7 protein-coding genes are annotated in these 12,881 nt (G+C 67.0%); all 7 read left to right on the forward strand.

Annotated elements, in window-relative coordinates; translation table 11 throughout:
* Positions 1-227 precede the first annotated feature (227 nt).
* Entirely contained in the window at positions 228-1,133 is a 906-nt protein-coding gene (locus DAT35_RS49360; protein WP_108076347.1) for an N-acetylmuramic acid 6-phosphate etherase, read from the forward strand.
* Complete coding sequence (ptsP, locus tag DAT35_RS49365) at positions 1,133-3,679, forward strand: phosphoenolpyruvate--protein phosphotransferase (RefSeq protein ID WP_108076348.1); 2,547 nt, start codon at positions 1,133-1,135, stop codon at positions 3,677-3,679. Before DAT35_RS49360 ends, ptsP begins: the two co-directional genes overlap by 1 nt.
* Before the next feature lie 35 nt (positions 3,680-3,714).
* Complete coding sequence (gene nagE, locus DAT35_RS49370) at positions 3,715-5,448, forward strand: N-acetylglucosamine-specific PTS transporter subunit IIBC (protein WP_233262172.1); 1,734 nt, start codon at positions 3,715-3,717, stop codon at positions 5,446-5,448.
* A gap of 140 nt (positions 5,449-5,588) precedes the next feature.
* The gene (locus tag DAT35_RS49375) at positions 5,589-6,968 is read left to right on the forward strand and encodes a carbohydrate porin (protein WP_108076350.1); all 1,380 of its coding nucleotides are present in this window, start codon (positions 5,589-5,591) and stop codon (positions 6,966-6,968) included.
* 54 nt (positions 6,969-7,022) lie between these two features.
* Entirely contained in the window at positions 7,023-9,776 is a 2,754-nt protein-coding gene (locus DAT35_RS49380) for a family 20 glycosylhydrolase (protein WP_108076351.1), read from the forward strand.
* A 256-nt stretch (positions 9,777-10,032) separates the two neighbouring features.
* Complete coding sequence (locus tag DAT35_RS49385; protein ID WP_108076352.1) at positions 10,033-12,060, forward strand: glycosyl hydrolase family 18 protein; 2,028 nt, start codon at positions 10,033-10,035, stop codon at positions 12,058-12,060.
* Positions 12,061-12,151: 91 nt separating this feature from the next.
* Positions 12,152-12,715 carry an RNA polymerase sigma factor gene (locus DAT35_RS49390; protein WP_108076353.1) on the forward strand — a complete coding sequence of 188 codons (564 nt, stop codon included), beginning with the start codon at positions 12,152-12,154 and terminating at the stop codon, positions 12,713-12,715.
* Positions 12,716-12,881: the final 166 nt, after the last annotated feature.

Raw genomic sequence — 12,881 nt, forward strand, 5'->3', positions numbered from 1 at the left:
CAATCTAGTACCATGATACCAATCTAAAACCACGGCGCAAGCGAATTCCGGGATTAAAATCTCAGAAGTGTTGAGTAACCCCCTGGAAATACTGGAATTGCGCGATGTGTCAAAGCCGTATTCCCGGTCTTGCCAGATTGCACGCAAAAAATTCGTTGAAACCGGGACTCGAACTGGTATCTTGCACCAGTCCAATCTAATACCAGTGGGTCCCGAGGGGAGGGCGCATGGCAAAGGACACGGAGGGGGCTGCCCGTCGGTTCCAGGGGTTGGATACCTGGGGTACCGGGGAGGTCCTGGAGTCGCTGTGGAGCAGTCAGTCGCGCGCCGCGGCGGCGTGCCTGCCGGCGTTGCCGGTGCTCGGGCGGGCCGTGGACGCGGCGAGCGCGCGGCTGTCCTCCGGACAGGGTCGGCTGGTCTATGCGGGGGCGGGGTCGTCGGGGATGATCGCGGCGCTGGATGCGCTGGAGCTCGGGCCGACCTTTGGCTGGCCCACGGAGCGGCTCTCCGTCCTGCTGGCCGGGGGTCTGGACCTGGCGCGGGGCATCGACGGTGGGGCCGAGGATGATGAGGGGGTGGGGCGCGCCCGCGCTCGAGACGCCCGGCTGGGTCCAACGGATGTGGTGCTGGGGGTGTCCGCCAGCGGTGGTAGCGCTTTCACGGTGGGGATCGTGGACGAGGCCCGGCGGCACGGGGCCCTGACGGTGGCCGTGGCCAACCTGGCGGACTCGCCGCTGGTGCGCGCCGCCGAGCACGCGGTGGTGGTGAACACGGGCGCGGAGGTCATCGCCGGCTCCACCCGGCTGGGCGCGGGCACGGCGCAGAAGGTGATTCTCAATCTGTTCTCGACGGCCACCATGGTGGGCCTCGGGCTCGTCTACGACAACCTGATGTGCAACGTGCGGCCGGAGAACGCGAAGCTGCGTCAGCGCTGCACCTCCATCATCTCCCGCATCGCCGGGGTCGGGGAGGACGTCGCCGCGGACGCCCTCGCCCGCCATGGAGACATCCCACACGCGGTGCTGGGACTGGCCGGCCTCTCCACGGCGGAGGCCGATGCCGCCCTGGACCGCGCCCGCGGAAACCTGCGCGTCGCACTCTCGTCGATTGCATCCAAACGGAGGAACGGCTGATGGCCACGCTGAAGCTCGTCTCGCCTGTCGCTGGTTGGGCGACGCGCCTGGAGGAAGTGCCGGATCCCGCCTTCGCTCAACGGATGGTGGGGGATGGCATCGCGGTGGATCCAACGTCGACCGAGCTGCGGGCGCCCTGTGATGGCGTCATCGTCTCGGTGCATGCCTCCCGCCATGCCTGCACGCTCCGCTCGGATACCGGCGCGGAGATCCTCCTGCACATCGGCGTCGACACCGTGGACCTGCGGGGCGAGGGCTTCACCGTCCACGTTCGCGAGGGCCAGAGCATGCGGACGGGGGATGTGCTCATCTCCTTCGACCTGGATTTGCTGGCCCGCCGGGCGCGCAGCCTCGTGACCAGCATGGTGGTGGTCAATGGCGAGGGCTACACGGTCACCGACCGGGTGCAGGACCGTGAGGTCGAGGTGGGCGATCCGCTCCTGTCGATCTCCGGCCAGGCCCCGGAGGCCATCCAGGCCCTGGTGAGCACCGAGCGGGCGGAGCAGAAGGTTCGCCTGCTCATCCCCCATGGCCTCCATGCCCGTCCCGCCGCCGCCTTCTCCCGTCACGCCCGGCTCCACGCGGGCACCGTGACCCTGGGTGGCAAGGACCGCACGGTCAACGGCAAGAGCGTGGTGGCGCTCATGGGGCTCGGCGCCCGCCACGGCGACACGCTGACGATCACCGTCCACGGCGAGCAGGCCGAGCGCGTGGCGCGGGAGCTGGCGGAGCTGGTGGCCAGCGGACTGGGAGATCCGGTCCACCCTGTCGCCGAGCAGCCGGCCGCTGCCGCCGAGGAGGCTCGGGCGTCCGAGAGCGCCGCCACCGGGCCCTTCGTCCCCGGCACGGAGGTGCTGCTCAAGGGAACCATCGCGGCTCCTGGCCTCGCGGTCGGACATGCCGTCAGGGTTCTCGACGAGCAGCTCGAGCTCTCCGAGGCCGGCCGGGGCGTGGCGGAGGAGCAGCGGCGCCTGGGTGAGGCCCTCGCGAGCGCGCGGCGGGAGCTCGAGTCCCTCCTCGAGAAGGAGGGGGCGGGTGGCGCGGCGCGGACGGAGATCTTCCGGGCGCACCTCTCGCTGCTGGATGACCCGGAGCTCACCGAGGCCGCGGGCCAGGAGATCGCCGCGGGCCGCAGTGCGGCGTGGGCGTGGCGGGCGGCGGTCGAGCAGCATGTGAAGGTGCTGCATGACCTGGACGATCCCCTCCTGGCGGAGCGGGTAGGGGACCTGCGAGACATTGGCCGCCGCGTCATCGCGCAGCTGACGGGGAAGCGCGGCTCGCGCGTGCCGGCCGAGCTGCCGCGGGACTCCATCCTGATTGCCGATGAGCTGCTGCCGTCCGACCTGGCCGCAGTTCCCCCGGATCGCCTGGCGGCGCTATGTACCGGGCGCGGGGGTCCGACCTCGCACGTGGCCATCCTGGCGGCGGGTATGGGCATTCCGGCGGTGGTGGCGGTGGGCGATGCGGCCCTCCGCGTACCGGATGGCGCGCCGATGATTGTCGATGGGGACCGGGGCGAGGCGCGTGCCTTCCCTCCCAACGAGACGCTCGAGGCCACCGTGCAAGCGATTGCCGCCCGCACGGCGCGCCGCGAGGCCAACCTGGCGCATGCGCACGAGGGCTGTCGCACGTCGGACGGCGTACGCATCGAGGTCTTCGCCAACGTCGGCCGGCCGGGCGATGCGGTGGCGGCCAGCGCCAAGGGCGCCGAGGGTTGTGGCTTGCTGCGCACCGAGTTCCTGTTCCTGGAGCGCGTCACCGCGCCGAGCGAGGCCGAGCAGACCGCCCAGTACCAGGAGATCGCCGATGCCCTGAAGGGCCACCCCGTGGTCATCCGCACGCTCGACGTCGGGGGCGACAAGCCACTGGCCTACCTGCCCCTGCCGAAGGAGGAGAACCCGGTGCTCGGCCTGCGGGGCGTGCGCGTGTCGCTGCGCCACCCCGAGCTGCTGCGCGCTCAGCTGCGCGCCATCCTGCGGGTGAAGCCGGTGGGGGTCTGTCGCATCCTCGTCCCGATGATCACCTCCGCGTCGGAGATGCGCGCCGTGCGTGAGGTCATCGAGGAGGAGCGCAAGGCGCTGGGCATCACCGAGCCGGTGTCCGTGGGAGCCATGATTGAAGTGCCGGTCGCCGCGGTGCTGGCGGATCGGCTGGCGGCCGAGGCCGACTTCCTCTCCATCGGAACGAACGATCTCACGCAGTACGCGCTGGCCATGGACCGTGGCAACCCGCACGTGGCGGCGCAGCTCGACGGCCTGCACCCGGGCGTGTTGCGTCTGGTGGCGCAGGCGGTGGAGGGGGCGCGCAAGCATGGGCGCCCGGTGGCGGTGTGCGGTGGAATCGCCTCGGATCCCCGGGCGGCGCCGCTGCTCATTGGTCTGGGCGTCACGGAGTTGTCGGCGACGCCGGCGGTAGTCCCCGATCTCAAGGCCTTCATTCGCACGCTCACCTTCCCGCATTGCGTGGAGGTGGCTCAGAAGGCCTTGCAGTTCGAAAGCGGTGATGAAGTGCGTGCTCTTGTGACGAGCACCTGGCCGGGCCTGTGAGGGGCCGTTCTCAAAACAACGGAGGCACAGTCGTGGTGAGCAACAAGTTTGCTGGGGTGCAGCAACTCGGGCGCGCGCTGATGCTGCCCATCGCCGTTCTACCGATCGCGGGTCTGCTCCTCCGTCTGGGACAGCCGGATCTCTTGAATATTCCCTTCATCGCCGCCGCTGGCGACGCCATCTTCTCCAACCTCGGACTTCTGTTCGCGGTGGGTGTGGCGATCGGCTTCGCACGTGAGAACCACGGCGCCGCCGGACTTGCCGGCGCCGTGGGGTTCTTCATAACCATCAAGGGTGTCGATGCGCTCGTGAATGTACCGCCGGAGGTGATCAAGGACCTCGCCGGTGCGGCGAAGGACCTGGCCATCTCGGGCTACAAGGCGCGCCTGGCGTCCAAGATCAGCGTCCCAGTGGGCATCCTGTCCGGAGTGATCGCCGGCACGATGTACAACCGCTTCAAGGACATCAAACTGCCGGAGTATCTGGCGTTCTTTGGTGGCCGTCGCTTTGTGCCCATCATCACTGGCGTGGCGTGTCTTCTGCTCGCGCTGGTGTTTGGATTTGGCTTCCCCGTCATCGAGGGAGGCCTGGATGGCATCAGCCGCTCGGTGTTCGCCGCGGGCAAGCTCGGTCTGTTCCTGTACGGCGTCTTCAACCGCCTGCTCATCGTCACGGGCCTCCACCACATCATCAACAACATGGCGTGGTTCCTGCTGGGCGACTACAACGGCGTGACGGGTGACCTGAAGCGCTTCTTCGCCGGGGACCCGACGGCCGGCGCGATGATGGCGGGCTTCTTCCCGGTCATGATGTTCGGTCTGCCGGCGGCCTGCCTCGCGATGTACCACGCGGCCCCCAAGCACAACCGCGCGAAGGTGGGCGGCGTGCTGATGTCCATGGCGCTGACGTCCTTCCTGACGGGTGTGACGGAGCCCGTCGAGTTCGCCTTCATGTTCCTGGCGCCGCCGCTCTACCTCGTGCACGCGGTGCTGACCGGTCTGTCGCACGTCATCATGGACATGCTGAACGTGAAGCTCGGCTTCGGGTTCTCGGCGGGTCTGTTCGACTACGTGCTGAACTACGGCAAGGCGACCAACCCCATCCTGCTGCTGCCCGTGGGCGCGGTCTACGGCGGCGCCTACTACGGCCTGTTCCGCTTCTGCATCGCCAAGTTCAACCTGAAGACGCTGGGCCGCGAGGACGAGACCCCGGCCTCCGCCGATGCGGCCGCCAACATCGATGGGCTCTCTACCCCGGCTCCCGCGCTGGCTCGTGGAGCGGCCTATCTGAAAGCGCTTGGCGGCAGCGCCAACGTCCAGCTGGTCGACGCCTGCACCACGCGGCTGCGGCTGACGGTCGCCGACAACGCCCGCGTGGACGAGGCGGCGCTCAAGGCGCTCGGCGCGCGCGGCGTCATTCGCCCGGCGGCGGGCAGCGTGCAGGTCATCATCGGCCCCCTCGCCGACCAGGTGGCGGGCGAGGTCCGGGACGCGCTGCAGGGCGCCTCGGCGGCCCCGGCCGGCAAGGACGACAAGCATCTGGCGCGCGCCATGCTCGCGGCGCTCGGTGGCTCCGCCAACGTGCGTGAGATTGGCACCTGCACCACCCGCCTGCGGCTGATCGTCGTCGACGACAAGCTCGTGGACGAGGCGGCGCTGAAGGGGCTCGGTACCCGCGGTGTGGTGAAGCCGGCCGCCGGAGCCGTCCAGGTCATCATCGGGCCCACCGCCGAGCGCGTGGCCGATGAGATCCGCTCGCTGATGGCCTGACCCCATCCAAGACATTCCAGTTGTGAGCCAGCCTGGGGGATGGGGAAACCCATCCCGAGCAGGACAGGGCTGGTGTTGTCTTCAAACCCCCAGAAACCCCCAAACAGCTGTCAATCCTTTCAGCAGACAGAGGTTCGAACATGAAGTCTTTCGCATCCCTCTTCCGTCCGTCCTGTTCGGTTCGTTCGCTGGTGACTGCCGCGACGCTGCTGTCCGCCGTTCCCGCGAGCGCGCAGTCCCTGGCGGATCGTCTGGACTTCTCGATGTACGGCCGCGTCGGTGTGGCCTGGGCGCCCTCGTCGGGTGATTTCATCCAGGGCAAGTCGATGAACCTCACGGGCAACTCCCTGGGAGGCCGTCTCGAGGAAGGCGACTATCTGGAGCCGTCGCTGAAGATCCACCTCCTCAAGCCCTCCGCGGAGGAGCTGGCGGAGAACAAGGAGGCCCCCTATGCCCATGCGGTGCTCACGCCGGCGATGTGGGCCAACAACGGCCTGTTCATTGCCCTCACCAGCAACCGGGGCGCCCAGACGCTGACCCTCGAGCTGGGTGAGGCCTATGTAGAGGCGGGGAACCTCCTGATTCCTGGCTTGAAGTTCTGGGGCGGAGCCCGCTTCTACCGTGGCACCAACGTGTACCTGGCGGACTACTGGTACTTCAACAACCTCTCCGCGCAGGGCGCCGGCTTCAAGTACCGCGGGCTGGATGTGGCGGTGCTGCTCCAGACGTCCATCAATGGCTCGCAGTACAACTTCGACTCCAACGGGGACGGCATCCTGGACGTCCGGCGCCAGCGCACCATCCTGGTGGGCCAGTACAAGCAGGAGTTCACGGGAGGCCACTACGCCCAGCTGCTGGGCGAGCTCCACGGGCTGCCGGAGACCAAGGCCCCGAGCGTGGCTGACAGGAGCGTCCTGCCCGCCGACATCGGCTGGGTGGCGGGCCTCAAGACCCACCTGAACCTCGGCAACGACAGCTTCAATGAGCTCTCGGTGCGCTACGGCCGCCGCATCGCCAACGGTGGTCAGGCGGGTTCCCCGACGTGGGTGACCTTCGGCTCTCCGGCCGCCAACGGAAAGTACGGCAACGCGAACAGCCTCGAGGTCGTGGAGCAGGTGCTCTACAACGTCAACCCGACCCTCAGCCTCAACGCGTACGGCACCCTCCACTACGGGCAGGGCGCGACCGATGCGACGACGGACAAGTTCATGGACTTCTCCGTGGGCGCCCAGAGCACGGTGTACCTGCACAAGAACTTCCACCTGATGAACGAGGCCAGCTTCCAGGGCGTGCGTGATGGCAGCAATCCGTTCGGGACCGCGGTGAAGCTGTCGCTCGTGCCGACCCTCGTGCCCACCGGGCAGCTCAGCCCCTTCGCCCGGCCGCACCTGCGCCTCTTCTACACCCTCGCGTTCTACAACAAGCAGGCGGTGGACACGCTCCACTCGCCCTATCTCCAGACCGTCGGCGGCAAGTCCATCGGTCACTTCCTGGGCGCTCGCGTGGAGTGGTGGATCTGAGCCGCTCCCGGCAACCGTCTCGGATTAACCCCAGTGACGATTCGGAGAACGACCATGAAGCGACTCCTCATCTCTCTTCCCGTCATGGCGCTCCTGGCCTCGGGCTGCCAGGACCCCGACAAGAAGCCCCCCGATAGTCCTCCCGACAACCCTTCTGAGAACCCCCAGCCGCTCCCTTCCGAGCTCTCGGTCCAGTGGCAGCCCATCGACAACTCGGTGGGCAGCTGGAAGTTCTTCCGCTCCGAGTTCACCCTCGAGAACAAGGGTCCCCAGGCGCTCGGGAGCAGCGGCTGGAAGCTCTACTTCAGCTTCGTCCGGCGCCTGCTGGACGAGGGGGAGGGCGACGAGACCGGCATCCAGAAACTCGAGGCGCAAGGCGTCAAGATTTCAAAGGGAGACGCGGCCAAGAGTGGCGACTATTACGTGATCGAGCCGCTGGCCAGCTTCAAGCCGCTTGCCCCGGGTGAGAAGCGGACGATCAGCGTGCTGTTCCAGGACTGGGCGATCCTGAAGACGGACGCGCCGTCTGGCTTCCACATCACCTTCTCGGGAGACACGTTCGACCCCGCCGTCGCGTTCGCCGTGCCGTCGACGGTGAAGATCGACGCGTCCGACCCGAAGCAGACCATGCGCTTCGAGGGCGATGTGATGCCGGTCCAGACTCCGGCGCTGCGCTACAACGAGAACCCGTCCCGTCAGACCCTGGAGCTCGCGGGACGTCTCCTGCCGTCTCCGCGCCGCATCGAGGCCGGAGCGGGCCAGGTGACGCTCAGCAGCGGCATCGTCATCGGCTACACCCCGGCCCTGAGGAACGAGGCCACCTACCTGACGTCCGCGCTGGTTGACGTGCTCTCCGGTGCGATCTCGTCGCGGCTGGCGACCGGTGGCGAGCAGATCAGCCTGAGCATCGACTCCAGCCTCGACATCGACGGGAATGGGTCGCCTGATGCCGAGGGCTATGTCCTCGACGTGAAGGACGGCAAGGTCTCCATCAAGGGCGCGGACGCGGCGGGCGTGTTCTATGGCATCCAGACGCTCCGCCAGCTCGTGCCGGTGGAGGCGTACGCCGCCGCGGTGAACCCCGCCAACCGCCGCACGGAGCTCTCCCTGCCGGCGGTGCAGATCGCCGACGCGCCCGGCTTCACCTACCGCGGAATGCACCTGGATGTGGGGCGCCACTTCCAGTCCAAGGAGACGGTCAAGAAGCTGCTCGACGTGCTGGCGCACTACAAGATCAACAAGTTCCACTTCCACCTCACCGATGACGAGGGGTGGCGCTTGGAGATCCCCGGTATCCCGGAGCTGACGAGCTACGGCGCGCGCCGTGGGTTCGACCCGTCCGAGTCCGAGATGCTCCACGCGGGACTGGGGTCCGGTAACGACCTCGCGGCCGAGGACCACATCAGCCGCAAGCCGGCCTCGCAGCTGCTGGCCAACCTCAATACCAAGCCGGCCTATCAGGGCTTCGAGACGGCGACGCTCAACTTCGTGGGCAAGGGCAGCGGCTATTACACGACCCGGGACTTCGAGGAGATTCTCGCCTACGCCACGGAGCGGCACATCGACGTGATTCCGGAGATCGACGTTCCGGGCCACGCGCGTGCGGCCGTCCGGGCCATGGAGTACCGCTACCGCAAGTTCAAGGACTCGGACCCCACGAAGGCCGCCCAGTACCGCCTGGTCGACCCGGCGGACACGTCCAAGCACACGAGCGTCCAGGGCTACACGGACAACTTCATCAACCCCTGCCTGGAGACCAGCTACGCCTTCCTGAGCAAGGTCACCCAGGAGGTCAAGGCCCGCTATGCCGCGGTGCCGGGCGCCAGGCTCACGGCCATCCACGGTGGCGGTGATGAGCTCCCCTCGCTGAGCGCGAACGTGTGGTGGCAGGGCTCTCCGCTGTGCAAGCAGAACCCCGAGACCAAGGACCTGGACGACACCCAGCTCGCCAACCACTTCTTCACGCGCTGGAACAAGATCATCGCCACGACCGCCAGCGTGCCCATGACGGGCTGGGATGACATCATCCACCACGGCCTGGACCTGGAGAACTTCATCCCCATGCCGTGGAGCAACGTCTGGGGTTGGGGCCGCGAGGACGACGCCTACAAGTTCGCCAACCAGGGCTACAAGGTCATCCTGTCCCACGCGACGAATCTCTACATGGACCTGGCCCACAACAAGGACCCGGACGAGCCGGGTTACTACTGGGCCAACTTCGTCGACGTGAAGAAGACGTTCGAGTACCGGCCGTTCGACATCTACGCCAACGCCACCCAGGATCGCATGGGCAACGCCCTGGATCCGTCCCTCTGGAAGGACAAGGAGCGGCTCTCGGACGCGGGCAGGAGGAACATCCTCGGCATGCACGGCCTGCTCTGGAGCGAGAACGTGAAGACTCCCGAGGTGCTTGAGTACATGGCCTTCCCGAAGATGCTCGGCGTCGCGGAGCGTGCCTGGAACCCGGAGCTGCCGCCCGTGAGCGAGATGCCCGCGCTCTGGGCCCGCTTCACCAACTCCCTGGGCCAGTACGTGCTGCCGCGCCTGGATGCCTACCGCCCCGTGGACCTGCACGGCGAGCTCCCCGCGGGCGTAGGGGTGAACTACCGCATCCCCCTGCCCGGCGCGCAGCGCATCGACGGCAAGCTGCAGGCGAACGTGCTCTTCCCCGGTCTCGGCATCGAGTACTCGACCGACGGTGGCGCCACCTGGAAGGCGTACTCCGAGCCCACGTCTGTCTCCGGCAAGGTCCTGCTCAGGGCCCGCGCCACTGACGGACGGACCAGCCGCACCACCGAGATCAACTGATTCTCTGGCCTGAAGGCGCGCGTGCGAGCCGCTGCGCTCGCACGCGCAATTCCCCATCAAAATCGGAAAAACCGTATTGACCCTGTTTCGCGGTACTACCCCTCTTATGAGGAAAATCCGCGAGATTTCGATGCGAAATTTGATGTGAAGAAGGGCGTGGGCCGACGGCCCGAAGGATGAGCCCGAGAGGGACTCCTCGAGCAGTGGCTCCGCGGATCGCGCCCAGAGTCATTTCCTTACTACCTGGAGGTCGAGAATGCGCCGTAACAAGTGGGCAGTGGGACTGATTGTCTCCGCTCTGTCCGTTGGGTGTGGGCAGGAAGTCGTTTCCCCGGAGGCGGGTGGCCCTGGAAGTGTGATGCAGGCGCCCCTCGAGGCCGCGTGGGCACCCAATACGGCGTACGCCGTGGGAGCCCGGGTCTCCTACAACGGCCGCATCTATCAGTGCCTCCAGGCGCACACCTCGCTGGTGGGCTGGGAGCCGTCCGCGGTGCCCGCGCTGTGGCAGGACCTCGGGCCCGCCACCGGAGGTGACACCGTCGCCCCCACGGTGAACGTAAGCGCCAACGCCACGTCGTTCACCGCGGCCGGCACGCTGAGCCTGACGGCTACCGCCACGGACAACGTAGGCGTCACGAAGGTGGAGATCCTCGAGAACGGCACCCTGGTGTCCTCGAGCACCTCCTACAGCCGCAGCTTCACCGGGTCCAGCCAGAACGGGACGTATACCTATACGGTGAAGGCGTATGACGCCGCGGGCAACGTGGGCACCAAAACGCTCAGCGTCTCCGTGAACATCCCCGGCTCGGGCGATGTCGTCGCCCCCACGGTGACCGCGAGCGCCAATGCCACGCAGTTCACCGCGGCCGGCACGCTGAACCTGACGGCCACCGCCACGGACAACGTGGGCGTGACGAAGGTGGAGATCCTCGAGAACGGCACCCTGGTGTCCTCGACCACCTCCTACAGCAAGAGCTTCAGCAGCTCGGCCCAGAACGGGACGTATACCTATACGGTGAAGGCCTATGACGCCGCGGGCAACGTCGGCAGCCAGACGGTGACCGTCACCGTGCAGATTGGCGGAACGCCTCCTCCCGCCAGCAAGCGCATCGTCGCCTACTTCACCGCCTGGGGCATCTACGGCCGCAACTACCAGGTCTCCAACGTCCCGGCCGGCAAGTTGACGCACATCAACTACGCCTTCTCCAACGTCACCTCGGATGGCAAGTGCGTCCTCGGTGATTCCTACGCGGACATCGACAAGGCGGGTGGCTGGGCCGGTGAGTGGGATGCGGGGCAGCTGCGCGGCAACTTCCGCGCCTTCAAGGAGCTGAAGAAGTCGTACCCCAACCTCAAGCTCCTCATCTCCGTGGGTGGCTGGACCTGGTCCAAGTACTTCTCGACGGCGGCGGCCACCGCGGCCTCCCGCTCGGCCTTCGTGAAGTCCTGCGTGGACCTGTACATCAAGGGCCAGTTCCCCGGCGTGGACGCGGCCAACGGCGCCGGCGTCTTCGACGGCATCGACATCGACTGGGAGTACCCCACCGGCGGCGGCCTGGACGGCAACACCAGCAGCCCCGCGGACAAGCAGAACTACACGCTGCTGATGCAGGAGTTCCGCAACCAGCTCAACGCCGTCACCGCGAGCACGGGCAAGTCGTACCTGCTCACCATCGCGTCGGGCGCCTCGCCTGACCTGCTGGCCAACAAGCAGGAGACGAAGAACCTGTCGGGCATCCTCGATTGGATCAACGTGATGTCCTACGACTACCACGGCGCCTTCGAGAGCTCGACGAACTTCCAGTCCGCGCTCTACCGCGTCACCGGCGATCCGGTGGCGAGCTCCGGCTTCTACAGCGACGGCTCCGTCGCCAAGATGCTCGAGCTGGGCGTGCCGGCCAACAAGATCGTCCTGGGCGTGCCCTTCTACGGCCGCGGCTGGGGCAGCGTGCCCAACGTGAACAACGGCCTGTTCCAGAGCGGCGTCCCCACCAAGGGCACCTGGGATGATGGCGCGTCCGGGCTGACGGGCGTGTTCGACTACAAGGACCTCAAGAAGAACTACGAGGGCGTCAACGGGTACACCAAGTACTTCCACGCCGAGGCCAAGGAGGCCTACGTCTACAACCCGAACACGAAGATCTGGATCGCCTACGACGACTCGCAGTCCATGACCGCCAAGGCGGACTACATCCTGACCAATGGTCTGGGTGGCGCGATGGCCTGGGAGCTGAGCTCGGATGACGGCTCGCTGCTCGACACGCTGTACCAGAAGCTGAAGTAGTGAAGTCTCTCCGGCCACGCGACCCCCCTCGCGTGGCCGGAGGGTGACACGGCTGCAATCCCTTCCCCCCGCATGTCAAAGGATGAGAGCCATGATGCCCACGCAGGAGTCGCGCATCCGCGCCGCAGTCGATGGACAGCGCGATGCGGCTGAATCCCTCATGGTGGAGTTGCTGCCGAGGGTCCGCAACCTGGTCCGTTACTCGGTCCACGTTGACTCCGAGGTGGATGACATCACCCAGGAGGCACTGGTGGCCATCCTTCGGGGGCTTCCCACCTATCGCGGACAGGGAGCGTTCGCCTCGTGGGCTGACCGGGTCGTGGTGCGAGTGACCTTCGCCGCTTCGCGAAGGGCTCGCGCCGAGCGCTATCAGCTCAACCGGGACGACGAGGCCGTCGAACTGAATACCCTGTCCCTCGACACCGAACAGCCAGAGGACTGCCTTCTGCGGCGCCGGTTGGAGAGGCTCCTCGAGCGGCTCTCCGACGAGCAGCGGCGCGCCCTGCTCCTCCATCACGTCATGGGGATGAGCGTGCCGGAGATGGCGGAAGAACTGGAGGTTCCCCTGGAGACGATCCGGAGCCGGCTCCGCCTGGGACGGGCCCACCTCCGGGAATTGCTCTCCCGGGACGCTGGTCAGGAAACACTGATGTAGTGAGAGGGTTTTCTCCCCTCCACCCGCTCACTACGCGGGCCACCGGGTGCGCGGACATCCCTGTCCTCGCATCCGGTGGCCCGTATTTATTTTCTGATGCTTTGACACCCGGGGCTCGGAGAGCACACGGGCTGGAGCCTGAAGTGCTACGAGTCGGCCCGCGTCT

This window comes from Vitiosangium sp. GDMCC 1.1324 (assembly GCF_003044305.1).
In the GTDB taxonomy this organism is placed as follows: Bacteria; Myxococcota; Myxococcia; order Myxococcales; family Myxococcaceae; genus Archangium.